The organism is Enterobacter cloacae complex sp. 309I3 (genome assembly GCF_050031595.1).
Classification (GTDB): Bacteria; Pseudomonadota; Gammaproteobacteria; order Enterobacterales; family Enterobacteriaceae; genus Enterobacter; species Enterobacter cloacae.
Map to the genome: position 1 here is coordinate 24734 of NZ_JBLGWI010000003.1, position 21689 is coordinate 46422.

Consider the following 21689-nt stretch of genomic DNA (forward strand, 5'->3'; position numbering starts at 1 on the left):
GAGCCGGGGTTGAACAACCGCAGGGCGTTAGTTGCCCGTTATCCATGAGGTGTATATGAAAAAGACCGTAACCACGGCAGTGCTGCTTTGTGCGTTCGCTGCCGGAACTGCTCATGCTGAGGAAAAGGCCGACCCGAACGATCCATGTGCAATGGTGTTATGCCTTGCCGGAAAACTTGACGGAAGTAGTCCGGCAGAATGTGACCCGATGTATAAAAGTTTTATGTCAATCAGGAAAAAGAATAAACATGGTTTTTTACCCGATCACACGGCAGATGCCAGAAAGAAAAAACTAAATGAATGTCCTGCGGCTGATGCAGGTACAGTAAGTAAAATTATTTCAAGCTTTGGCCGATTGAAAAACTTTTAATTCTGTTTGATTTAATTCTGATGTGAATACGCAAGTTTCAGGTTTGAGACTGGAACTTGCGAACATTTTTTACAGGGGTGGGAGGATGAAAATTATTAACGTACCTGATGCAAGAAGTGTGAGAATTGCCGGAATTGAAATTATCGATAGTGTCAAATCGGTCGCTTCTGTTTTTACTGAAATTTTGTTGTTTATGGTCTGGTTTCCGGCAATTGTCTATGGGCTTTATCGTTTTGTTATCGTTTTGTGGGATGCTTCCTTAAAGCCGCAATCGCTCATTGAGTTTATTAATTTCATGGTTGAGTTATACAGCTATGTACTTCCTTCGTTGGCTGTTATCGCAGTGGCTTTAGTCGTCGTTTTATCCATTTTTAAAAGACTCTCAGCAATATGGGAGGGAAGAAAGCAATGAGACATTTTTTTAATGTTCTTTCCTTTGCTGTTGCCCTGTTGCCAGCTACATTGTGTGCTGCTCAGATTCAGGGGAAAGTTATTCGCGTTCTCGATGGAGATACCATCGAAGTTAAAACACTACCCGCGAAAATTGTTGTGTATGAAGTTCCGATTCGAGTCCGATTGATAAATATCGATGCACCGGAAAAAAAACAACCCTTTGGTCGCTGGTCAACCAATCAACTTAAAGCCCTGCTGGCAGGGCAATCAGTTACCGTCTCTTATACGCAAACAGATCGCTACGGGCGAGTCCTGGGACGAGTGGTGACAGCGAACGGCACTGAGGCTAACCGCCAGCAAGTGCTAAAAGGGGCTGCATGGGTTTATGACAGGTACAACACCGATAACTCATTACCGGCTCTGCAACGGGAAGCTCAGACACAGAAGCGCGGCCTGTGGGCTGACAGTAATCCCGTTCCTCCGTGGGAGTGGCGTCATAAACAAAACTGACGCGCTTCGCTTGTCCAACCCCTCCTCTGCCTGAAGAAAATCTTCAGGCAACGTCACGGTTTTTAATATACATGGTGCGCATATGGGTAAATTAACTCTGGTAGAGCAGGCTTTACGGCTCCATAAAGAATATTACGGTGAAGATAATTTTGGTACTGTCGTAAAGGATTGTGATTACTATCCTAAAGTGGCAGAGATTTTTATAAACAGAAAGAATCGTAAAATTTATTCGAATCTTGATATCGAACCCGTTGCTTCAACCGTCGTTCATACGGGAAGTAGCCCTGTTATGGCTAAAGCCGGGAGGATTAAAAAGCTTATGTTTAAAGATGGTTCGGGAGCATACCGGATTCATCTTGGTCAAAATGAAGTGGTTCATATTATTCGCTTCATTCTTAACTCTAAAGTCAGAATGGAGTACGCAGTTGGCACAACCAAAAGTATGTCGATGCTTCATAATCTTTGCGAAGCTGGACGCGCTAAATTAAACCGCTCTTTACCCCGTAAAGGTATCTGGAAAATCGGGTGTTACGACGGCGTTTATTATCACGGTAAGGCAAGGAAGGAAGAAATAGAAAACGCTTTACGTTTTTCTGTTCATCCAAAGTTTAATGAGCTGGAGAATGACTTTAATCAGTTCTTTTCGGATATTGATTTCTACACCCGTTATGGTCAGTCAGGAATGCGAAAAGTGCTTTTTACTGGTCCTCCGGGCACAGGGAAAACGACTATCGCAAAAGCTTTGGGGGCAAAATATCAGGATAAATATGTATTTGTTTATGCTGATGATTACTTTAAAGATGTTTGCTATGCCGCAGCTCAAAAGAAAATACCCGTTATCATAATAGCTGAAGAGGTTGATGAACTTTATCGGGCTGATGCCGGAACGTTAAGTTTTCTTGATGGGGCTGATACACCGCGAAATCTTGCCGGGACATATGTTATTTTTTCAACGAACTATCCTAACCGGATTGATCCGCGCATCAGAAAACGCCCTGGCAGAATTGACAGAATCATATCTGTAGGTGCTTTTCGGACTAAAGCCGCTGCCGCTTGTGCCAAAATGTACTTACCAGACGATATAAATATTGACCTTAAAGAACTTGGCGCGGTGCTGGACAGAACGACTCCTGCTGAAATAAAGGAGATAATAAATATTGCTATTGGCATGATTCGCGGAACAAAAAACGAATTAACAGTAGATGTAATCAAGAATGCGCGTGCCTTTTTGAAAGGAACCCTTGACCTTAGTGTGCAGGAGGCAGAAGAAGACATAGAGGAAAGGGAAGAAATCTTTAAAAAGAATGGTGCGCAGCCTGACTATTCAAGTTACCTTGAGGATTGATTAATGAGACTTTTTATTGCAGAAAAACCGTCTTTAGCAAAGGCTATTTTTGAAGGACTGGGCGGAAATCCCAATACAGAAAAGAAAAACGGCTATTTTGAACACGGTTCTGATGTCGTTACCTGGTGTTATGGTCATATGCTGGAGCTTTACGACCCACAGGATTATGACGACAAATATTCCAACTGGCGTTATAGTGATTTACCCATTAAAGCGGTTTATCCGCCAAAATATAAAATCAAGCCTGAATCAGAAGCACAGACCCGCATTATTTTGTCTCTTATCGATAAAGCCGACAGCATCGTTCATTCAGGCGACCCCGATGATGAAGGATGTTTGCTGGTTGATGAGATTCTGGGTTATGCCGGAAACAAGAAACCCGTCCAGCGACTGCCTGTTGCCGACCTCAACCTTGCGCCAGTGCAAAAATCACTGTCGAATTTACAACCTAACGATAAATTTCGCGGTATGACGTTAAGCGCCCTGGCGCGTTCCCTGTGCGATCAGGGTTTTGGCTATAACATGACGCGGGGATGTACATTAAAAGGCCGTGAGAAGGGCTATGACGGCGTTCTGAACGTTGGCCGGGTACAAAGTGCCGTTCTTGGTCTGGTGAACATGCGCACGCTGGCGAACCAGAATCACACAGAAAGCTTTTATTACGATGTATTCGCCAGTCTGTCGATGAACGGGCATCAGATTAAGGCGAAATATCAGACAACAGACGACGATCAGATAGACGAGAAAAAACGCCTGATCTCCGAAGCTCAGGCCGCGCATATTGCCGGACGTGTTACGGGTAAGGATGCTATTGTTACTATCGCGACGACAAAGCCGGAAAATAGCAAGCCTCCGCTTCCGCTTAACCTTTCCACGCTTCAGCAGCTCTGCGCAAAGCGATTTGGTTATTCTGCAAAAGATACGCTCGATGTGATGCAGGGGCTGTATGAAACTCACAAGCTTCTGACCTATCCACGTTCTGACAATCGCTATCTTTCAGATGAGCATTATTACCAGGCCGGAGATATTGCCACTGCTATAGCGGCCACCGTACCCGAACTGGCGTCTGCGATCGTAGATATGGATAAAGGCCAGAAACACAAAGCCTTTAATGCCAGTAAGATTGAGGCGCACCACGCCATCATCCCGACGACAAAAAGCGGAGCCGGTATTCAGCTTAATGAAAAAGAGCGGAACGTTTATAACCTGGTGTCCGTCTACTTTATCGGGCTGTTCTACCCGGATGCGATCCGCAACAAGACGAAAATCCACTTTGATATTAAGGGGGATACCTTTACGGCCACACAGAGCGTTCTGGTACAAAAGGGCTGGGAAGCGCTGGGTAAGGATAGTGATGACGAGGACGAAACCGAAGATGCCGGAACGGACGGTTTTGACCTTTCATTGCTGAAATTTAATGACAGCGGCCTGTGTGAATCGGCAGACGTGGACAAGAAAAAGACTACACCACCTCGCTATTTCACAGAGTCAACGTTACTGGCCGCCATGACGAGTGCGGCAAAATTCATTGATGATCCGGCTCTCAGAAAGGCGCTGGAAGCGAAAGACGAGGGCAGCAGTGATCGTGGCAGTATCGGAACGGAAGCCACCCGCGCGGGTATTCTTGAGAAACTGGCGGCAAATACCGGGCTTATCTCCATCGAAAAAGAAAAGGGGTATTCGGAGCTGGTATGGAAAACCACAAAACAAGGCCAGGAGTTTTGCGCTGCACTGCCTCCTGAAATCACTAAACCGGATATCTCCGCTCTGTGGGCTGAAAAGCAGTCTCAGATCAAAGCCGGAGAGCTGACAGTTGAGGAGTTTATTAAGGAAAATGATGAGTACGTCCAGGGGTTAATCGACGAGCTGGACAGGAACGGAATTTCGATTTCTTCAAATGCCACGCCCTGCCCGGTTTGTAACAACGGTTTCCTGCGTAAGCGTAAGGGGCAAAATGGCTTTTTCTGGGGATGCTCCTGCTACCCTGAATGCAAGACAACATTCCCGGACAAAGACGGCAAACCGGATATGGAAGCAAAATCCAGATCAGAAGGTTCCATGTCCCGGCTCGAAGCCCCCTGCCCTTCATGCAGTAAAGAAATTATTATCCGGCCTAAAGGCTTTTTCTGTTCCGGGTGCGAGTTTAAAATCTGGTCTGAAGTGTCAGGAAAAAAACTGACACAAAATCAGGTTGAGACATTAATCAAAAAAGGTAAAACCGGAGAGATTAAAGGCTTTACCAGTAATAAAACCGGGAAAAAGTTTGACGCTGCAATTGTTTTGCAGGATAAAACTACGGGTAAACTTGGGTTTCAGTTCAGTAAAAAATAAGGATTAACTCGATGAGTGAAAATGAAACGTTTGACGCAACAAAAAAGCTACTCCTGAATATTCGCTCTGTTCGTGTTTTTGCGCGAGAAACCAGCTTTGAACAACTGCTGGAAATGCAGGAAAAGCTTAACGCCGTGATCGAAGAACGTCGTGAAGAAGCAGAGCGTGAGGCAGCAGAACGCGCAGAGCGCGAAAGAAAGCGCCAGGAACTGCTCCAGTTGATTGCCGGAGAAGGTTTTTCACCGGAAGAACTGCTTGGCCTGTCCGAAGATGCGCAAAAAACACGCAAAAAGACGTTGCCAAAAGCGCCGCCTAAATATCAGTTTGATGAAAACGGCGAAACGAAATACTGGTCTGGTCGTGGCCGGACACCAAAACCAATCGACGAAGCGTTAAAAGCTGGCCGTTCTCTTGATGAGTTTCTCATCAAAAAAGATGCTTCCAGCACTGCTGGTGACGAACAGTAATCTAACAAGCCTCTGACACTGCGTCAGAGGCTTTTTTTTAGCAAAAAGGGCGCGGGGGGTTATGGTGAAGAAATCTTTGGATATCTTCGCGGGGATAAGGGAAGTAGTCTCTGATATCTTTGGTTTCTAACTTACCAGTGCAGTGATACGTCTGAAAATAGATCCACTCTGCTATTGTTTTGTAGATGTGATTTCCCATGTTCGCGCTTTGAGAACCATACTGCATGACTTGTGCATCCAGGTCATTACACATCTCCGGCGGAGTGAGTACATGATATGTCCTGCATAACAGCGGGCGGTAATTGTAGATTGAGCATGTTCCCTTCTCAGACAAAAACGGACATTTTGACTCATGCCCGGTCGTAAGCGGGTTGTCTCTGGCAGTAAGTTTACTTGCTTGTGCAATATGTGTTGCCTCAAGCGCGGTTAAATGAACATCCATTTTACAGCACGAAGAGCACCCCTTTTGACAGGAGGTAAACGTGCTCACAAATTCTTTGTTAAAACGATCCAAAAAGGCGTACATCTGTTTTAACTTGAGGTAAATATTACCGGATTGAGTATTGAGTTTATTTATGAGTGCCTTTAACTCATCGAAATACTTATCAGGTACGGGTTTCAGATTGGTATAGCCGGGTAATGTTTCGCCTGGCTCCAGGTGGATCACTGAGTTAGGTTTGATATCCATTGCTTTTGCTTCCTATATTCTTCTCGCGCTGGTTGTTCATTTGACACTAAAACAAGCGTCATACAATGGCAAGGTGTCAAGCCCAGCAGTAAATCACGCTTGCCAGCAAACCAGTTTCCTGCAGCCGGTTTGGCCGTTGATTTTTGCCAGCAATATTACCCGCTCGATGCCCGCCCTGGGCGTGAAATTGCCAGCAAAAAAGATTGCCGCTATCAAAGGTGTGGTTTATATTATCTGTATCGTACGATACAGATAATGGAGAAGCTTAATAGATGACTGAAAAAATCACTGACGAGGAACTGGTAGATTTGTTGGAGGCGCTCAAAAGAGCACATGGTATGGGCGTTTGTTCAAAGGCGGTTAAGCTGGCACAGCGTTGCGCTGATGTGTTCCCTGCTATTGTTGCAGAGTTACAGGAATATCGGAACGCCGCTAAGCGAACTTCAGCATGACAAGAGCCACGGAACGCGCTTACAGCGAGCTACAACAGGCGTTTGATTTCTATAACCAGCGCCTTTTTGACGGCGAACTCCCTGACTGTCTGATTACGTTCCAGCGCGGCAAGAACACAATGGGCTATTTCAGTTACAGGCGCTTTGTTGCTGCTGACGGCAGCGGCAGGATGATTGATGAAATCGCCCTCAATCCTGAATACTTCCCGGTGTACCCGCTTATTGAAGTCATGCAAACGCTGGTTCATGAGCAGTGCCATATGTGGCAGTACCACTACGGCAACCCGTCGCGTAAGACGTACCACAATGCGCAGTGGGCGGCAAAAATGGAAAGTATCGGACTTATGCCCTCCTCCACCGGGAGACCTGGTGGTGCGAAAGTCGGCCAGAAGATTAATGACTATCCGATCCCTGGTGGCCGCTTCCAGCGCGTCACACTGGAACTGTTCCAGGGGCAATTTGCTTTGAGCTGGTTTGATCGCTTCCCTGTCCAGGTCGAACAACAAAAAGATATGACCGCCGTAATAGAGCAATGGCGCGAAACGCTTGCTCTGGCGCATCAAAATGCTGAGGCCGGGATTGATATAGAAGCGGTGCTTTCTATGGCTCTGCTGCCGTCAGTGTCACCGCAGAACGGGAGCCATTCAGATGATATGGCCGGGAGCAATGACAATGATTTGTCAGTTGCAGCATTTGAGGACAAGCCAAAACGAAATAAAGTTAAATATCAGTGTCGCGGGTGTGGCGCTGCCGTGTGGGGCAAAGCCGGACTGAATATTGAATGCGGCGATTGCGAGCTGGCTTTCATCGAAAATTAATTGCCAGCAAATTTTCCCGGTCACATCTGTTGGCCAGTGTTTTTTGCCAGCAAAGTTTCTTCCCGGGTTCGCGCCGGCAGCGCAAAAATGACAGCAAAAGAGGGGTATCATGGGGCATTACACAATCAGAACGAATGACGACGAAGATCAGGCCATTAAAAAGGCGCAGGAAGCGACCGGACAGGCATCAGCCAGCAAAACCTTTATGACGGCTATCCTTGAGCTTCAGCGTAACAGAGACGAGATGGCGCAGCTACGGCGTGAACTGGCGCAGGAAAAAGCGCGGAGTCAGGAGCTGGTATCATCGGTAAAACAATTCCGTTCCAGCCTGAACAATCTGTTTGATCTGGCTGACAACCCTTAAATAACAAGGAGCGAAACGTGCATACCACAAATGCGATTATCCTGTGCCTGGTGTCATATCCCTGCATCGTTGCATGGGTTATCTATAAAAACAGATTTGTCGATTACTTGTTTTTAACTCTGCTTGCTTGTTTGGGGAGCATTTTTTCAGTCGTATTGTATAAACAGCCCGACTACTCATTGACCATATATCAGGCCGTTGCTGTCGGCTATGCTGCCGTGATCATGCCAACGGTGTTAGTTTTGAGTGTCGTTAATATCTTCATGGGAAAAGCAGAGAGAACGTGCAAATGAATACACTGGCTGCACTGGAAAATACGTTTCGTGATATGAGAAAGCATGGCTGCCAAACAGTCATGGTCACGCAGTCTTTAGCTGATTTTGGCCGCTACAGCTATAAACCGCGCCCTGCATTTCAGGACTGGATCGAACGGCTGAAGACTGGCGAACGTCTGCCGCGAGGCCGTTACTTTGTTGGCAAGAAGCCTGGTGGCCGCCTGGTGCTCATTGATGAATTGGGGGGAACATGGACAGAAAAAGTAACAGTGATTCATACCAACGCTGGATGATAGAGAAGGCTGACAAAAGGGAAAGGACGCAAATCAGTATGTCGTTCGTAAAGATGAAGGACGTACTTTTTAACGTGCTGGCTATCGGTACTGTTTTAGCAGCCCTGGTGGTGATCTTTTATGAAGTGCAAAGCAGCTTATAAATTGATGGCCGTTGACAATGAATGTCATACTACCTGACCGGGCAATGCCGGAAGATTTCTTTCACGGGTGATGGTTTGTGATCCCGGCATTGTTCCGGCGCTCTCTCGTAAATTCTCGCGCCCAATCCCCCTCGCAAAACCTCAGAATTCACGTAACGCACCGCGATTTCGGCAACCATCAACCCTAACGTCCTTATGTTGTTGGGTTTGCCGCAGAACAATTTATTCATTTAAAATAGATTTAAACGAAGCGGGAAACCGCAGACGTAAAAAAACCGACTGGTGAGGTCGGCTTTTTTACGGTTCCGGTGCGAGCTGGTAACTCAGCCCGGAAGGGAAACTCTCTACAACTGACAATAGTATGATAATCCGTGAAGCCTGATTATGCAATATGACGGGCAGTGACTGTGCGTTAACGGTTTGCCTGAACGTTAGATAAACGTATAATCAGAGGGTTAGCTCTGTGGTGAGTCTCTCCCTGCATTCCGCTAAATGCGGCATGAACAGGTTCAAAGTCCTGACAGGTAATACAGGTGGTGCTGGTTATCTGTGCTCTGGCAGGAGTGAGACTCTCTACAACTGACAAGACGAAGAGAAGCCGTGGTGACAGGCAGTGTAAGAGCAAGCCACGGTGTCTTTACTCCATTTATGGAGAAAACGGATGATTAACCTGTTAATCATCGTTCTGAGGGCGGTAGCGGCGCTTGCAAACGCGCTGATTGCCATTCTGGAACTGATCCGCCAGTTCATCGACTAATGAACACGGAAACGTAATTAAGGCCGGAGGAACACCACCTCCGGCCTTTAATAAAAATATAGTTTAGTTACAACATTCACTAGTCTGTACTAACCACCACACACCTGACCTTCTGCGCACAAGTTACCTTTAATCACTCCTAAACAGGCATTTCATGAAACTCCCCTGTTCTTGCATCGGTAACAGGGGTCTGACGCTCAGTGGAACGAAAACTCACGTTAAGCAACGTTTTCTGCCTCTGACGCCTCTTTTAATGGTCTCAGATGTCCTTTGGTCACCAGTTCTGCCAGCGTGAAGGAATAATGGCCGAGCATATTGATATGTCCGTGGCAAAGCGGGGAGAGGCGTGCGATATCTTCATCATTCAGTGTTTCACCCTGCGCCCGGAGATGATCCAGGGCTGCCTGCATATAAATAGTGTTCCATAACACGACGGCGTTAGTGACCAGCCCCAGTGTGCCCAGTTGATCTTCCTGACCGTCGGTATATCGTTTTCTTATCTCACCTTTTTGACCGTGACAGATGGCTCTGGCAACGGCATGGCGACTTTCTCCCCGATTAAGCTGGGTCAGAATGCGCCGGCGGTAATCTTCATCATCAATATAATTAAGCAGATACAGCGTTTTGTTGATGCGCCCCACTTCAATGATTGCCTGAGTCAGTCCGGAAGGACGTTCACTTTTCAGCAATGAACGGACCAGCACTGAAACCTGTACTTTGCCCAGCTTCAGGGAGCCAGCGGTCCGGATCATTTCGTCCCACTGAGGGGTTCTAGGGATTTTCCGTCCAAAAACGACAAAGTGCTCTGGAGGCCCCGCCGTCTGTGGCCTCCAGAGGGGTATTACTTTTTTCGAGATCCCTATTTGGGCTCTGTTTGAGTAAGATTTAGTCTTTTTGGGCTAAATCCATGGCATTCGAAGAACGTGTCCAAATCTTGTCCGAGGCAGAACAAGATGAGTTATATGGACCCCCCGCTTTCACCTCCGCCGACCAACGCTTCTTTTTCTCGCTGAACGATAAGGAACTGGCGATCGCTAAAAGCCTCCGTCATCGGGGCCAGCGTTACATGCTGGTGGTACTGCTGGGCTATTTGGGGTCAGTTTGGAGATCGGAAATTTTTGTACGTTAAGCGCATTATTTAACCAATCTTGGTTCGTAAGGGGTTGATTTTGCGTCAGTGGCTATCGCTTTTAAGTTGTCGCTCTTGCAGTATCGCATTTAGGTTATCCGATTAAGGTCAAACCTCTGAAAATGCCGTATAGCGCGGGAGTACACCCTATTGCTATAGGTAAGTCTGTTCAAAAAACAGGCTTACCGTACAATAATTCTCTATATCCAAACTGACCCCTATTTCAAAGCCAAGCCGGTGGTGCTGAATCCCGGCTTTCATCAGATCAAGCAGGACCTCAAATACGTTTATCAAACCGTTCTACCAGGCCCAGGCTGTAGACCCTTTAATCTCACGCCAAAAGAGAACGAACGGATTTACCAACGTGTTTTCCAGCTCTGCAACTACCAGCGCTGGAATGTCAAAGACCATGGAGCGGCGTTGAGAGATTACTTATCCCAGCAAGCCAGAGCCTGGACAGCGCCTAGGCACCTCTTCGATGCGGCCAATGAATATTGTTCGGGGCAGAAGATCGCAATCCCTGCCTACAGCACGCTGCAAAAGATCATCAGTCAGGTGGTGGGAGACGAACAGGAACACATGGCCGCGCACCTTGAGCGTGCAATGTCACGCGGTCTTAAGCAAGCACTGGCGGAGCTCGTGAACGGCACAGGTCCACTGCCGTTCCGACAGTTGCGACAATCGGCTCGTAACTTCACCGGAACCGAGTTGGAGAAAGAACTGATTGTCTATCGCCATATCCAGCATTGGATGCCGGAAGTGGATCTGCTGTTGAGCACGCTATCACTGTCGCAGAAAAATCTGCAACACCTGGCAGAGAAAGTCGACTACTACGGTGCCAAACTGAAACGTCAAACCGTAGGCAGCCAATGGCTGTATTTATTGTGCTATCTTCAAACGCGATGGCAGCAAGCGCTGGAACGTATTGCCGATGGCTTTGTGCATCATGTCAGACAGACCAAACAGAAGGCAAAGGATTATGCGCAGGAAGCGGTGTTTAAGGATTGGCAAAAAGCAGCTAAAAATGTCAGCAAGGCAGCTGAAGTACTGCACCTGTTCATTGATGACAGCATTGATCTGCAACTACCGTTTGCAACAGTAAGACAGCAAGCACTGAGCCTGCTGACCAAAAGGGATCTGGAATCTGTATGTCTCTTCCTGAACGAGCAGCGACGATCGGTCGATGAAGCCATGTGGCAGTACTGCGACGAGAAAGAAAGTCTGCGGAAAGGTTTGCTGCGAGAGTTGTTCCTATGTCTGCGCTTCGAAGGCTGCGACGGCACCCAGCACTTAGCGGCCGCCTTGGCGAAAACACAAAACGAACTCAACGGCCAGGACGCTCAGTTGCAAACTGCCGACACCAGACTCCTTTCCAAAAAATCACGTGAATTCCTGCTGGATGGTGAAGGGAATATCCTGATCGATCGTTATGAGTGGTTCCTCTATCAACAGATTCCTGATCGCCTGAATGGCCAGCTGACGCTGCCTGATATCACTAAATACCGGGCACTCGACGCCGACCTGATCGACGGGGAACATTGGCGAAAAAACAAATATACGCTGCTTCAACAGAGCCATTTTACAAAATTAGCGGAGGAGCCTGAAAAGCTGATCAAACAGATGGCCATGGAATTGGATACCCGTTTGTACGAAGTCGGCGAATATCTTGAACAGGAAGACAACCGGAATATCATCTTGCGTAATCCGCAGGGTAAACGCTTCTGGCGCCTGCCTTCGGCCAGCAAACATCATCTGGTCAACAATCCCTTCTTCCAGCAAATTCCCACAACGGGGATTGCGGATGTACTGCGCATGGTTGATCGTGACACCGGTTTCATTGACTGCTTCGCTCATGTGCTGGGTTCCCAATCCAGAAGCCGTTCCCATGAATATGACCTGTTGGCAATTCTGGTCGGCAATGCAACCAATCAAGGCATTTACGGCATGGCACAGATCTCTGATCGTACCTATGATCAGCTCAGCACTATCCAGGCGAACTATCTTCGCCTGGAAACATTGAATGCTGCTAACGACAACATCAATAACGCGACAGCCAAGCTACCCATCTTCCGGTACTACAACATCCAGGAAGATGTGATCCACGCCAGTGCCGATGGTCAAAAGTTCGAAGCCCGGCGCGAGACCTTCAAAACCCGTTATTCGTCGAAGTACTTTGGCACTCAAAAAGGTGTTTCTGCCATGACCTTGATCGCCAATCACGCTGCGATCAACGCCAGAGTGATCGGCGCCAACGAACATGAATCGCACTACATCTTTGATTTGTTGATGAGCAATACGTCAGACATCATTCCGGATGTGCTCTCAACCGATACCCATGGGGTGAACCATGTGAACTTCGCGTTACTGGATCTGTTCGGATACCAGTTTGCCCCACGCTATGCCCAGGTTGGCAAAGTGATCAATGACATGTTTGATGTCAAGGAAGACAAAGAACACCGAATTCAGCTGTGCTTAAAAAAGCCAATCAATACCCATCGTATTGCGCAGCACTGGGATACCATCCAACGGATTGCAGTATCACTTAAGCAGCGGAAAACAACGCAAGCCACCTTGGTGAGAAAGCTCTCGGAGTACAAGCGCAATCACCCGCTGCTGGAAGCCCTGACGGAATACAATCGCCTGGTGAAAGCGAATTATCTACTGTGCTACATCGATGATGCCAGTTTAAGAAACTATGTTCAGCGCGCGCTGAACCGGGGAGAGGCCTATCACCAACTGCGTCGGGCCGTGAGCAGCGTCAATGGGGATCAGTTCCGGGGCAGTTCAGACGAAGAAATCCAGCTATGGAATGAGTGCGCTCGCCTGGTCACCAATGCCATCGTTTACTTCAACTCCAGGATACTCAGCCAGCTGTTGACCAGCTTCGAATACCAAGGAGATACCAAGAGAATAGATATCGTCAAACAGGCATCCCCTGTGGCCTGGCACAACATTAACCTCAAGGGGACTTACCACTTCGAATTGAGCGAAAAATTGCCAGATCTGGAGGAGCTTATGCGCTCAATCGAGGGATATTTACCCGTCAGCGAAAAGTAATACCCCTCTGGAGGCCACGGACGGCGCGGCCTCCAGAGCACTTTGTCGTTTTTGGACGGAAAATCCCTAGAACCCCATTATCTAAAAATACTTAATTGTCTTTTAACGTCGCTAAATTTTAAATAAATAAGTGAAGAGTGTTAGTGGAGCCACTGATTTAAAGTTGGCAGAGTAAAACTTGAAGTGCGACATAAACCACCTAATTAATTTAAAGGGTTTATGGAGTATATAAAATTGTCATACCATCATCTTAACTTTGAAGATCGTACTGCATTAATGCTTGAGTCAAGAAAAGAAGGCTTTTCAGCCAGAAAATTTGCTGAACTCATTAAAAGACATCCTAGTACGATCTATCGTGAGCTTAAAAGAAATAGCATCAATGACGTTTATCAAGCTCGATATGCTTCTGATAACACCTTCGCTAGACGTAGACGTGGTCACAGAAAACTCAAAATCGATTCAATCCTCTGGAAATTTATTGTTGAAGCGATCCGTTGTTTATGGTCTCCTCAGCAAATAGCAAAGCGTTTAAAGACATTTCCTGATTTGGATCAAACAATGAATGTAAGCCATACAACGATTTATTCAACGATACGAGCATTACCAAAGGGTGAGTTGAAAAAAGACTTATTATCCTGTCTACGTCATGAAAATAAAAAGCGAAAAGCTAACGGTGAACCTAAAAAAGATTCTATATTACAGGATATTAAAACTATTCATGAGCGCCCAGCCGAAGTTCAAGAAAGAAAAATACCGGGTCATTGGGAAGCTGATTTAATTAAAGGTAAAGACAATAAAAGTTCGATAGCAACACTTATTGAACGAAATACACGGCTCTGTATCTTGGCAACATTACCTGATGCAAAGGCAGAATCAGTGCGCAAGGCTTTAACTGAAGCTCTGAAATATTTACCTGCAGAACTGCGTAAAACGTTGACCTATGACCGTGGACGTGAGATGTCAGAACATAAAATACTCGAAGAAGATTTAGGCATAGATGTATATTTCTGTGACCCACATTCACCCTGGCAAAAAGGCACATGCGAAAATATGAATGGTTTAATTAGGCAATATTTACCTAAAGGGATTGATTTAAATCAGGCAGATCAGCATTATTTAAATCAAGTTGCCATGTCACTGAATACTCGTCCTAGAAAGGCGTTAGATTGGCTTACACCATTAGGGAAGGTGCGAATAAGCGGGGAAATTCTTCTCGGCTGACTCAGTCATTTCATTTCTTCATGTTTGAGCCGATTTTTTCTCCCGTAAATGCCTTGAATCAGCCTATTTAGACCGTTTCTTCGCCATTTAAGGCGTTATCCCCAGTTTTTAGTGAGATCTCTCCCACTGACGTATCATTTGGTCCGCCCGAAACAGGTTGGCCAGCGTGAATAACATCGCCAGTTGGTTATCGTTTTTCAGCAACCCCTTGTATCTGGCTTTCACGAAGCCGAACTGTCGCTTGATGATGCGAAATGGGTGCTCCACCTTGGCCCGGATGCTGGCTTTCATGTATTCGATGTTGATGGCCGTTTTGTTCTTGCGTGGATGCTGTTTCAAGGTTCTTACCTTGCCGGGGCGCTCGGCGATCAGCCAGTCCACATCCACCTCGGCCAGCTCCTCGCGCTGTGGCGCCCCTTGGTAGCCGGCATCGGCTGAGACAAATTGCTCCTCTCCATGCAGCAGATTACCCAGCTGATTGAGGTCATGCTCGTTGGCCGCGGTGGTGACTAGGCTGTGGGTCAGGCCACTCTTGGCATCGACACCAATGTGGGCCTTCATGCCAAAGTGCCATTGATTGCCTTTCTTGGTCTGATGCATCTCCGGATCGCGTTGCTGCTCTTTGTTCTTGGTCGAGCTGGGTGCCTCAATGATGGTGGCATCGACCAAGGTGCCTTGAGTCATCATGACGCCTGCTTCGGCCAGCCAGCGATTGATGGTCTTGAACAATTGGCGGGCCAGTTGATGCTGCTCCAGCAGGTGGCGGAAATTCATGATGGTGGTGCGGTCAGGCAAGGCGCTATCCAGGGATAACCGGGCAAACAGACGCATGGAGGCGATTTCGTACAGAGCATCTTCCATCGCGCCATCGCTCAGGTTGTACCAATGCTGCATGCAGTGAATGCGTAGCATGGTTTCCAGCGGATAAGGTCGCCGGCCATTACCAGCCTTGGGGTAAAACGGCTCGATGACTTCCACCATGTTTTGCCATGGCAGAATCTGCTCCATGCGGGACAAGAAAATCTCTTTTCTGGTCTGACGGCGCTTACTGCTGAATTCACTGTCGGCGAAGGTAAGTTGATGACTCATGATGAACCCTGTTCCATGGCTCCAGATGACAAACATGATCTCATATCAGGGACTTGTTCGCACCTTCCTTAGAGAAATTTGCTCAGCTTGTTGATTATCATATGGCTTTTGAAACTGTCGCACCTCATGTTTGAATTCGCCCCATATTTTTGCTACAGTGAACCAAATTAAGATCATCTATTTACTAGGCCTCGCATTTGCGGGGTTTTTAATGCTGAATAAAAGGAAAACTTGATGGAATTGCCCAATATTATGCACCCGGTCGCGAAGCTGAGCACCGCATTAGCCGCTGCATTGATGCTGAGCGGGTGCATGCCCGGTGAAATCCGCCCGACGATTGGCCAGCAAATGGAAACTGGCGACCAACGGTTTGGCGATCTGGTTTTCCGCCAGCTCGCACCGAATGTCTGGCAGCACACTTCCTATCTCGACATGCCGGGTTTCGGGGCAGTCGCTTCCAACGGTTTGATCGTCAGGGATGGCGGCCGCGTGCTGTTGGTCGATACCGCCTGGACCGATGACCAGACCGCCCAGATCCTCAACTGGATCAAGCAGGAGATCAACCTGCCGGTCGCGCTGGCGGTGGTGACTCACGCGCATCAGGACAAGATGGGCGGTATGGACGCGCTGCATGCGGCGGGGATTGCGACTTATGCCAATGCGTTGTCGAACCAGCTTGCCCCGCAAGAGGGGCTGGTTGCGGCGCAACACAGCCTGACTTTCGCCGCCAATGGCTGGGTCGAACCAGCAACCGCGCCCAACTTTGGCCCGCTCAAGGTATTTTACCCCGGCCCCGGCCACACCAGTGACAATATCACCGTTGGGATCGACGGCACCGACATCGCTTTTGGTGGCTGCCTGATCAAGGACAGCAAGGCCAAGTCGCTCGGCAATCTCGGTGATGCCGACACTGAGCACTACGCCGCGTCAGCGCGCGCGTTTGGTGCGGCGTTCCCCAAGGCCAGCATGATCGTGATGAGCCATTCCGCCCCCGATAGCCGCGCCGCAATCACTCATACGGCCCGCATGGCCGACAAGCTGCGCTGAGCCATGGCTGACCACGTCACCCCCAATCTGCCATCGCGCGATTTCGATGTGACAGAGGCGTTTTATGCGAAGCTGGGCTTTGCGACGAGTTGGAAGGATCGCGGCTGGATGATCCTGCAGCGCGGCGGTTTGCAGCTCGAATTCTTCCCCTATCCTGACCTCGACCCAGCTACGAGCTCGTTCGGCTGTTGCCTGCGGTTGGATGATCTCGATGCCATGGTGGCATTGGTGAACGCGGCGGGAGCCGAGGAAAAAAGCACCGGCTGGCCGCGCTTCAAAGCTCCGCAACTGGAGGCGAGCGGCCTGAGGATCGGCTACCTGATCGATCCCGACTGCACGCTGGTGCGGCTGATCCAGAACCCCGACTGACCGCATGCCCGCGAAAATCAAGATTTGCGGGATCAGCACACCCGAGGCGCTCGATGCGACCATCGCGGCGCGGGCGGACTATGCCGGGTTGGTGTTCTATCCAGCGTCGCCCCGTGCGGTTACGTCGAATGTCGCGGGCGCTTTGACATCGCGCGCAGCTGGCCAGATCGCCATGGTCGGTTTGTTCGTCGATGCGGATGATGCTGTCATCGCCGACGCACTGGTGGCAGCCAAGCTGAACGCGCTGCAGCTGCACGGTTCGGAATCGCCCGAACGCGTGGCCCAGTTGCGCGCGCGGTTTGGCAAGCCGGTGTGGAAGGCGCTGCCCGTCGCCAGCGCCAGCGATGTCGCACGCGCCGCAGCCTATGCCGGGGCGGCGGACTTGATCTTGTTCGACGCCAAGACCCCCAAAGGCGCGCTGCCCGGCGGCATGGGGTTGGCGTTCGACTGGTCGCTGCTGGCCGGATATCGCGGTGCCTTGCCGTGGGGGCTGGCAGGCGGGCTAAATCCGACGAATGTTGCCGAGGCGATTGCGCGCACCGGAGCGCCGCTGGTCGATACCTCCAGCGGCGTCGAAAGCGCGCCGGGCGTCAAGGATACCGACAAGATTACCAATTTCGCCTTTGCGGTGCGCTTGGCCTAAATCGCGTCGATCAATAGGCGTCGTTCAGCGCAAAGATCGGCTTGCGGGTGCGCCACTGCCCTCGGGTGAAGTCGGGAAAATCTAACGTGCGATTGCCCTCAGCAATCGATTGTTCCGACAGAGGCGTGATCGCGCTCCAGGCCAGCGCGTCGTAAATGTCGATTGGCATCGGGGCCTTGGCCTTCAGCGCCTCGACAAAAGCGTGGATCACGAACCAGTCCATCCCGCCATGCCCGGCCCCTGCCGCCAGATCGGCGTAGCGTTTCCATAGCGGGTGATCGTATTTCGCAAACCAGCCCTCGGCAGGCTCCCAGCGGTGCGGCTGTGGGCTCTTGCCCTCCAGATAGATCGACTTGTTGACGTCCATCCACAGCCCCTCGGTGCCTTGCACCCGAAAGCCGAGAGAATAGGGGCGCGGCAGCGAGGTGTCGTGGCACAGCATGATCGTTTCACCATTAGTGCAGCCGATCATGGTGTTGACCACATCACCCAGTGCGAATTTCACCTCGGCGTTGGGATGATCGGCAGAGCCGTTCTTGACGACATAATCATGCAGCCCGCGCGCCTTACAGCCGAAGCCGCCAGCGCCCGCTTCGCCCGGCAACGCGACCTTCAGGGTGCGGGTCTGCGGCGGGTAGCACACGCCGGCATCGGCGCAGCCCTGGTACTTCACGGTCAGGGTGGTCGCGCTCGCGCCGGCCGCGGGCGTGCCGGTGAGGGTGCCGAGCAATTCCTTGCGGTAGGTTTCGACGTCGCCGAAGAATTCGTCGCGGTAGGCCTTGCCCTTCGGCAGCGCCATGGTCGCGCCGGTGAAGGCGGCATCGGCCTTGACCGAGGTGCGGTGCCGGTACAGGTAATAGCCGTCGGCGATCCGCCAGCGCACCTCGATGCGGTCCGGCGCGGTGGCCTGCGCGGACAGGACGAAGACCTCGTCGACCGGCGGCAGTTCGAAGTCCTGGGCGACGGCCGAGGTCGCGGGCAGCGCAAGCAGCAGGGCGAGCCCGGCCAGCCAGCGGCGCAGGCGGATCGTGGATGCGGTCATTGGCTCAGTTTACCGGTCGGCTCTCGGCGGCCAGCCATTGCAGGTATTCGGGCAGGCCGGACGCGGCTTCGACCGCGAGCAGCTCCGGGAGTTCGTAGGGATGCAGTTGGCGCAGGCGTTCCTGCAGGGCGGGGGGCACTGTTGCAAATAGTCGGTGGTGATAAACTTATCATCCCCTTTTGCTGATGGAGCTGCACATGAACCCATTCAAAGGCCGGCATTTTCAGCGTGACATCATTCTGTGGGCCGTACGCTGGTACTGCAAATACGGCATCAGTTACCGTGAGCTGCAGGAGATGCTGGCTGAACGCGGAGTGAATGTCGATCACTCCACGATTTACCGCTGGGTTCAGCGTTATGCGCCTGAAATGGAAAAACGGCTGCGCTGGTACTGGCGTAACCCTTCCGATCTTTGCCCGTGGCACATGGATGAAACCTACGTGAAGGTCAATGGCCGCTGGGCGTATCTGTACCGGGCCGTCGACAGCCGGGGCCGCACTGTCGATTTTTATCTCTCCTCCCGTCGTAACAGCAAAGCTGCATACCGGTTTCTGGGTAAAATCCTCAACAACGTGAAGAAGTGGCAGATCCCGCGATTCATCAACACGGATAAAGCGCCCGCCTATGGTCGCGCGCTTGCTCTGCTCAAACGCGAAGGCCGGTGCCCGTCTGACGTTGAACACCGACAGATTAAGTACCGGAACAACGTGATTGAATGCGATCATGGCAAACTGAAACGGATAATCGGCGCCACGCTGGGATTTAAATCCATGAAGACGGCTTACGCCACCATCAAAGGTATTGAGGTGATGCGTGCACTACGCAAAGGCCAGGCCTCAGCATTTTATTATGGTGATCCCCTGGGCGAAATGCGCCTGGTAAGCAGAGTTTTTGAAATGTAAGGCCTTTGAATAAGACAAAAGGCTGCCTCATCGCTAACTTTGCAACAGTGCCACAATGTGCGTAATGACCCCCCTGACCTCCAACCCGTCCTCATCGTCATCAGGTATAGCCCTGAAGTTATCCAGCTTATCGAGTTCCTGGAGACACCGCTTGGGGTGTAGTCGCAATCGCATGATCCTGAATTCTTGTTCCAGGACACAGAGCACCAAAGACCCGTCAACGGGCGTGCCCCCAAAATCTACTATGAGCAGCGCACCAGGCTTTATCCCTTCCCGGAAAGAGTAGGTATCACTTCGAAAAAAGAATACTCCCGGCGCTCCTGTATTACAGTGCTGATCGAGTGACAGCCTGTTTTCCTGGTAGTCGGTTGCTGGCGATGGAAAACCCATTTTTAACGGCCTCCGTTGGGGTTAAAAAGCATGAATGTCCGGTTCTCTCCTTCCTGAGTGGAAATGTCTTTAAAAACGGTCACGTAGGTTTCAATCCACTGATTTGCTTGGCGACAACTCCAGTGAAAATTAATCAGCGCAAGCTGGCTGACAAAGGCTTCTGTCGTAACTGTCTGACGACCGTTCGGCTCACGCTTAATGCTCGCACGCCAGGCTGAGTCAATTTCATAGTGTCTAGGCATGAAAAACCTCCGATCAATATAGCTGTATGCATATGGGTCTTCCCTTGTTGTGGTGGCTGAAGGCATGATAATGGTGTATTTAATCGCCAGAGGTCACCGCCATGGACGAAAAGTCCCTCTACGCTCATATTCTCAACCTGTCCGATCCGTGGCAGGTAAAGTCCCTTTCTCTCGATGAAAATGCCGGTTCTGTTACTGTCACTATTGAGATCGCTGAAAACACCCGGCTAGCCTGTCCGACCTGCGGTAAATCCTGTTCTGTTCACGATCACCGTCATCGTAAATGGCGCCATCTTGATACCTGCCAGTTCACCACTATTGTTGAAGCCGATGTTCCACGAATTATGTGTCCGGAGCATGGCTGCCTGACGTTGCCTGTTCCGTGGGCTGGCCCCGGAAGCCGGTATACGTTGCTATTCGAATCGTTCGTTCTCTCATGGCTGAAAATCAGCACCGTTGATGCTGTCAGGAAGCAACTTAAGCTCAGTTGGAATGCGGTTGACGGCATTATGACCCGGGCAGTTAAGCGAGGTCTTGCCCGGATAAAAAAGCCATTATCCGCCCGTCATATGAATGTGGATGAGGTCGCCTTTAAAAAAGGACATCGTTACATAACGGTGATCTCCGATCGCGATGGTCGGGCGCTGGCCTTAACGGATGATCGCGGCACAGAGAGTCTTGCCGGCTATCTTCGCACGCTCACTGATGGGCAGTTGCTGGCTATCAAAACGCTCTCAATGGACATGAACGCGGGCTATATAAGAGCAGCGCGTATCCACTTACCCAGTGCGGTTGAGAAAATCGCCTTTGACCGCTTCCATGTGGCGAAGCAACTGGGCGAGGTAGTTGATAAAACCCGTCAGAATGAACATCCGCACCTCCCTGTTGAAAGCCGACACCAGGCAAAAGGAACCCGCTTCCTGTGGCAGTACAGCGATAAGTGGATGACCGAATCCCGGCAGGAAAAGCTGATGTGGCTGCGTGCACAGATGAAGCTGACGAGCCAGTGCTGGGCGCTGAAAGAGCTGGCAAAGGATATCTGGAACAGGCCATGGAGCGAGGAAAGACGGAGTGACTGGCAGAGATGGTTGGCGCTGGCGGCTAACAGTGACGTTCCCATGATGAAAAATGCCGCGAAAACGATAGGAAAAAGGCTGTACGGGATCCTGAATGCGATGCGACACAGTGTCTCAAACGGAAATGCGGAGGCACTTAACAGCAAGATCAGGCTGCTGAGGATAAAAGCCAGGGGATACCGAAACCGGGAGCGCTTTAAACTGGGGGTGATGTTCCACTACGGAAAGCTGAATATGGCGTTCTGAGCCTTCCCACCATGATCGGGGAAGACCCAT

The 21689-nt window shown here is 50.0% G+C and carries 24 protein-coding genes and 2 pseudogenes; 19 read left to right on the plus strand and 7 right to left on the minus strand.

Annotated elements, in window-relative coordinates:
- The first annotated feature begins 55 nt into the window (after nt 1-55).
- The 6 genes from ACQG22_RS24710 to ACQG22_RS24735 all read left to right on the plus strand — a co-directional run bounded on the left by ACQG22_RS24710 (nt 56) and on the right by ACQG22_RS24735 (nt 5416).
- Nucleotides 56-370 carry a TrbM/KikA/MpfK family conjugal transfer protein gene (locus ACQG22_RS24710; RefSeq protein ID WP_000754496.1) on the plus strand — a complete coding sequence of 105 codons (315 nt, stop codon included), beginning with the start codon at nt 56-58 and terminating at the stop codon, nt 368-370.
- An 85-nt stretch (nt 371-455) separates the two neighbouring features.
- On the plus strand, nt 456-782 hold the full coding sequence (locus ACQG22_RS24715) for a hypothetical protein (RefSeq protein WP_004208538.1): 327 nt from the start codon (nt 456-458) through the stop codon (nt 780-782).
- Nucleotides 779-1273, plus strand: coding sequence for a thermonuclease family protein (locus tag ACQG22_RS24720; RefSeq protein ID WP_001215543.1), 495 nt, complete (start codon nt 779-781; stop codon nt 1271-1273). Before ACQG22_RS24715 ends, ACQG22_RS24720 begins: the two co-directional genes overlap by 4 nt.
- Nucleotides 1274-1355: 82 nt before the next feature.
- A complete protein-coding gene (locus tag ACQG22_RS24725) occupies nt 1356-2618 on the plus strand; it encodes an AAA family ATPase (RefSeq protein ID WP_000517490.1) in 1263 nt (420 codons plus the stop codon).
- A 3-nt stretch (nt 2619-2621) separates the two neighbouring features.
- Nucleotides 2622-4949, plus strand: coding sequence for a type IA DNA topoisomerase (topB, locus tag ACQG22_RS24730; protein WP_087525827.1), 2328 nt, complete (start codon nt 2622-2624; stop codon nt 4947-4949).
- 11 nt (nt 4950-4960) lie between these two features.
- Nucleotides 4961-5416 (plus strand): H-NS family nucleoid-associated regulatory protein, encoded by a 456-nt coding sequence (locus ACQG22_RS24735; RefSeq protein WP_001293458.1) that lies wholly within the window; start codon nt 4961-4963, stop codon nt 5414-5416.
- 37 nt (nt 5417-5453) lie between these two features.
- On the opposite strand, the gene ACQG22_RS24740 is transcribed toward ACQG22_RS24735, so the two are convergent.
- Complete coding sequence (locus tag ACQG22_RS24740; protein ID WP_000351937.1) at nt 5454-6104, minus strand: YkgJ family cysteine cluster protein; 651 nt, start codon at nt 6102-6104, stop codon at nt 5454-5456.
- A 272-nt stretch (nt 6105-6376) separates the two neighbouring features.
- Here ACQG22_RS24740 and ACQG22_RS24745 point away from each other — a divergent pair, with 272 nt between their 5' ends.
- From ACQG22_RS24745 to dqlB, 5 genes are all read left to right on the plus strand, one after another.
- Nucleotides 6377-6556 carry a hypothetical protein gene (locus ACQG22_RS24745; protein ID WP_023408316.1) on the plus strand — a complete coding sequence of 60 codons (180 nt, stop codon included), beginning with the start codon at nt 6377-6379 and terminating at the stop codon, nt 6554-6556.
- Nucleotides 6553-7374, plus strand: coding sequence for a SprT-like domain-containing protein (locus ACQG22_RS24750; RefSeq protein ID WP_000196235.1), 822 nt, complete (start codon nt 6553-6555; stop codon nt 7372-7374). The genes ACQG22_RS24745 and ACQG22_RS24750 overlap by 4 nt, the downstream gene beginning before the upstream one ends.
- Nucleotides 7375-7483: 109 nt before the next feature.
- Nucleotides 7484-7738 (plus strand): hypothetical protein, encoded by a 255-nt coding sequence (locus ACQG22_RS24755; protein ID WP_000510385.1) that lies wholly within the window; start codon nt 7484-7486, stop codon nt 7736-7738.
- A 289-nt stretch (nt 7739-8027) separates the two neighbouring features.
- Nucleotides 8028-8306, plus strand: a complete 279-nt coding sequence (locus ACQG22_RS24760) for a hypothetical protein (protein WP_001093608.1) — start codon at nt 8028-8030, stop codon at nt 8304-8306.
- An 804-nt stretch (nt 8307-9110) separates the two neighbouring features.
- Nucleotides 9111-9206, plus strand: coding sequence for a DinQ-like type I toxin DqlB (gene dqlB, locus ACQG22_RS24765; protein ID WP_000609145.1), 96 nt, complete (start codon nt 9111-9113; stop codon nt 9204-9206).
- 251 nt (nt 9207-9457) lie between these two features.
- On the opposite strand, the pseudogene ACQG22_RS24770 reads toward dqlB, so the two are convergent.
- Nucleotides 9458-9970 (minus strand): annotated as a pseudogene (locus ACQG22_RS24770) (Tn3 family transposase); the annotation flags it as partial.
- Between the two features lie 143 nt (nt 9971-10113).
- On the opposite strand from ACQG22_RS24770, the gene ACQG22_RS24775 reads away from it, so the two are divergent.
- The 3 genes and pseudogenes from ACQG22_RS24775 to ACQG22_RS24785 all read left to right on the plus strand — a co-directional run bounded on the left by ACQG22_RS24775 (nt 10114) and on the right by ACQG22_RS24785 (nt 14613).
- Nucleotides 10114-10335, plus strand: coding sequence for a DUF4158 domain-containing protein (locus tag ACQG22_RS24775; RefSeq protein WP_426711628.1), 222 nt, complete (start codon nt 10114-10116; stop codon nt 10333-10335).
- Nucleotides 10336-10551: 216 nt separating this feature from the next.
- A pseudogene (locus ACQG22_RS24780) lies at nt 10552-13392 on the plus strand (Tn3-like element IS3000 family transposase); the annotation flags it as partial.
- A gap of 219 nt (nt 13393-13611) precedes the next feature.
- The gene (locus tag ACQG22_RS24785; protein ID WP_023408311.1) at nt 13612-14613 is read left to right on the plus strand and encodes an IS30 family transposase; all 1002 of its coding nucleotides are present in this window, start codon (nt 13612-13614) and stop codon (nt 14611-14613) included.
- 108 nt (nt 14614-14721) lie between these two features.
- Here the strand turns inward: ACQG22_RS24785 and ACQG22_RS24790 are convergent, their stop codons facing one another.
- Nucleotides 14722-15702 carry an IS5-like element IS5 family transposase gene (locus ACQG22_RS24790; RefSeq protein ID WP_000019402.1) on the minus strand — a complete coding sequence of 327 codons (981 nt, stop codon included), beginning with the start codon at nt 15700-15702 and terminating at the stop codon, nt 14722-14724.
- Nucleotides 15703-15936: 234 nt separating this feature from the next.
- On the opposite strand from ACQG22_RS24790, the gene ACQG22_RS24795 reads away from it, so the two are divergent.
- Genes ACQG22_RS24795 through ACQG22_RS24805 form a run of 3 tightly spaced genes read left to right on the plus strand, consistent with a single transcriptional unit; the run spans nt 15937 to nt 17761 of the window.
- Nucleotides 15937-16749, plus strand: coding sequence for a subclass B1 metallo-beta-lactamase NDM-5 (locus ACQG22_RS24795; protein ID WP_023408309.1), 813 nt, complete (start codon nt 15937-15939; stop codon nt 16747-16749).
- A 3-nt stretch (nt 16750-16752) separates the two neighbouring features.
- Entirely contained in the window at nt 16753-17118 is a 366-nt protein-coding gene (ble, locus tag ACQG22_RS24800; protein ID WP_004201167.1) for a bleomycin binding protein Ble-MBL, read from the plus strand.
- Nucleotides 17119-17122: 4 nt separating this feature from the next.
- Entirely contained in the window at nt 17123-17761 is a 639-nt protein-coding gene (locus ACQG22_RS24805) for a phosphoribosylanthranilate isomerase (RefSeq protein ID WP_004201168.1), read from the plus strand.
- Between the two features lie 10 nt (nt 17762-17771).
- On the opposite strand, the gene ACQG22_RS24810 is transcribed toward ACQG22_RS24805, so the two are convergent.
- A complete protein-coding gene (locus tag ACQG22_RS24810) occupies nt 17772-18803 on the minus strand; it encodes a protein-disulfide reductase DsbD domain-containing protein (RefSeq protein WP_004201169.1) in 1032 nt (343 codons plus the stop codon).
- 4 nt (nt 18804-18807) lie between these two features.
- Nucleotides 18808-18942, minus strand: a complete 135-nt coding sequence (gene cutA, locus ACQG22_RS24815; RefSeq protein WP_023408307.1) for a divalent cation tolerance protein CutA — start codon at nt 18940-18942, stop codon at nt 18808-18810.
- Nucleotides 18943-19000: 58 nt separating this feature from the next.
- On the opposite strand from cutA, the gene ACQG22_RS24820 reads away from it, so the two are divergent.
- Nucleotides 19001-19705 carry an IS6-like element IS26 family transposase gene (locus ACQG22_RS24820; protein ID WP_001067855.1) on the plus strand — a complete coding sequence of 235 codons (705 nt, stop codon included), beginning with the start codon at nt 19001-19003 and terminating at the stop codon, nt 19703-19705.
- Nucleotides 19706-19738: 33 nt separating this feature from the next.
- On the opposite strand, the gene ACQG22_RS24825 is transcribed toward ACQG22_RS24820, so the two are convergent.
- Together ACQG22_RS24825 and ACQG22_RS24830 are read right to left on the minus strand one after the other, a co-directional pair.
- Nucleotides 19739-20095 (minus strand): S24 family peptidase, encoded by a 357-nt coding sequence (locus ACQG22_RS24825; RefSeq protein WP_004199403.1) that lies wholly within the window; start codon nt 20093-20095, stop codon nt 19739-19741.
- Between the two features lie 2 nt (nt 20096-20097).
- Complete coding sequence (locus tag ACQG22_RS24830; RefSeq protein WP_001549892.1) at nt 20098-20337, minus strand: hypothetical protein; 240 nt, start codon at nt 20335-20337, stop codon at nt 20098-20100.
- A 101-nt stretch (nt 20338-20438) separates the two neighbouring features.
- Between ACQG22_RS24830 and ACQG22_RS24835 the strand changes: the two genes are divergently transcribed.
- Nucleotides 20439-21659 carry an ISL3-like element ISKox3 family transposase gene (locus tag ACQG22_RS24835; RefSeq protein ID WP_000343760.1) on the plus strand — a complete coding sequence of 407 codons (1221 nt, stop codon included), beginning with the start codon at nt 20439-20441 and terminating at the stop codon, nt 21657-21659.
- The last annotated feature ends 30 nt before the right edge of the window (nt 21660-21689 follow it).

Coding starts and splice junctions, on each gene's coding strand:
- ACQG22_RS24820 (WP_001067855.1), top strand. CDS start 19,001: ATGAACCCATTCAAAGGCCGGCATTTTCAGCGTGACATCATTCTGTGG.
- ACQG22_RS24830 (WP_001549892.1), bottom strand. CDS start 20,337: ATGCCTAGACACTATGAAATTGACTCAGCCTGGCGTGCGAGCATTAAG.
- ACQG22_RS24725 (WP_000517490.1), top strand. CDS start 1,356: ATGGGTAAATTAACTCTGGTAGAGCAGGCTTTACGGCTCCATAAAGAA.
- ACQG22_RS24720 (WP_001215543.1), top strand. CDS start 779: ATGAGACATTTTTTTAATGTTCTTTCCTTTGCTGTTGCCCTGTTGCCA.
- ACQG22_RS24835 (WP_000343760.1), top strand. CDS start 20,439: ATGGACGAAAAGTCCCTCTACGCTCATATTCTCAACCTGTCCGATCCG.
- ACQG22_RS24775 (WP_426711628.1), top strand. CDS start 10,114: ATGGCATTCGAAGAACGTGTCCAAATCTTGTCCGAGGCAGAACAAGAT.
- dqlB (WP_000609145.1), top strand. CDS start 9,111: ATGATTAACCTGTTAATCATCGTTCTGAGGGCGGTAGCGGCGCTTGCA.
- topB (WP_087525827.1), top strand. CDS start 2,622: ATGAGACTTTTTATTGCAGAAAAACCGTCTTTAGCAAAGGCTATTTTT.
- ACQG22_RS24755 (WP_000510385.1), top strand. CDS start 7,484: ATGGGGCATTACACAATCAGAACGAATGACGACGAAGATCAGGCCATT.
- ACQG22_RS24750 (WP_000196235.1), top strand. CDS start 6,553: ATGACAAGAGCCACGGAACGCGCTTACAGCGAGCTACAACAGGCGTTT.
- ACQG22_RS24795 (WP_023408309.1), top strand. CDS start 15,937: ATGGAATTGCCCAATATTATGCACCCGGTCGCGAAGCTGAGCACCGCA.
- ACQG22_RS24785 (WP_023408311.1), top strand. CDS start 13,612: ATGGAGTATATAAAATTGTCATACCATCATCTTAACTTTGAAGATCGT.
- ACQG22_RS24740 (WP_000351937.1), bottom strand. CDS start 6,104: ATGGATATCAAACCTAACTCAGTGATCCACCTGGAGCCAGGCGAAACA.
- ACQG22_RS24715 (WP_004208538.1), top strand. CDS start 456: ATGAAAATTATTAACGTACCTGATGCAAGAAGTGTGAGAATTGCCGGA.
- ACQG22_RS24825 (WP_004199403.1), bottom strand. CDS start 20,095: ATGGGTTTTCCATCGCCAGCAACCGACTACCAGGAAAACAGGCTGTCA.
- ACQG22_RS24805 (WP_004201168.1), top strand. CDS start 17,123: ATGCCCGCGAAAATCAAGATTTGCGGGATCAGCACACCCGAGGCGCTC.
- ble (WP_004201167.1), top strand. CDS start 16,753: ATGGCTGACCACGTCACCCCCAATCTGCCATCGCGCGATTTCGATGTG.
- ACQG22_RS24735 (WP_001293458.1), top strand. CDS start 4,961: ATGAGTGAAAATGAAACGTTTGACGCAACAAAAAAGCTACTCCTGAAT.
- ACQG22_RS24760 (WP_001093608.1), top strand. CDS start 8,028: ATGAATACACTGGCTGCACTGGAAAATACGTTTCGTGATATGAGAAAG.
- ACQG22_RS24710 (WP_000754496.1), top strand. CDS start 56: ATGAAAAAGACCGTAACCACGGCAGTGCTGCTTTGTGCGTTCGCTGCC.
- ACQG22_RS24810 (WP_004201169.1), bottom strand. CDS start 18,803: ATGACCGCATCCACGATCCGCCTGCGCCGCTGGCTGGCCGGGCTCGCC.
- ACQG22_RS24745 (WP_023408316.1), top strand. CDS start 6,377: ATGACTGAAAAAATCACTGACGAGGAACTGGTAGATTTGTTGGAGGCG.
- ACQG22_RS24790 (WP_000019402.1), bottom strand. CDS start 15,702: ATGAGTCATCAACTTACCTTCGCCGACAGTGAATTCAGCAGTAAGCGC.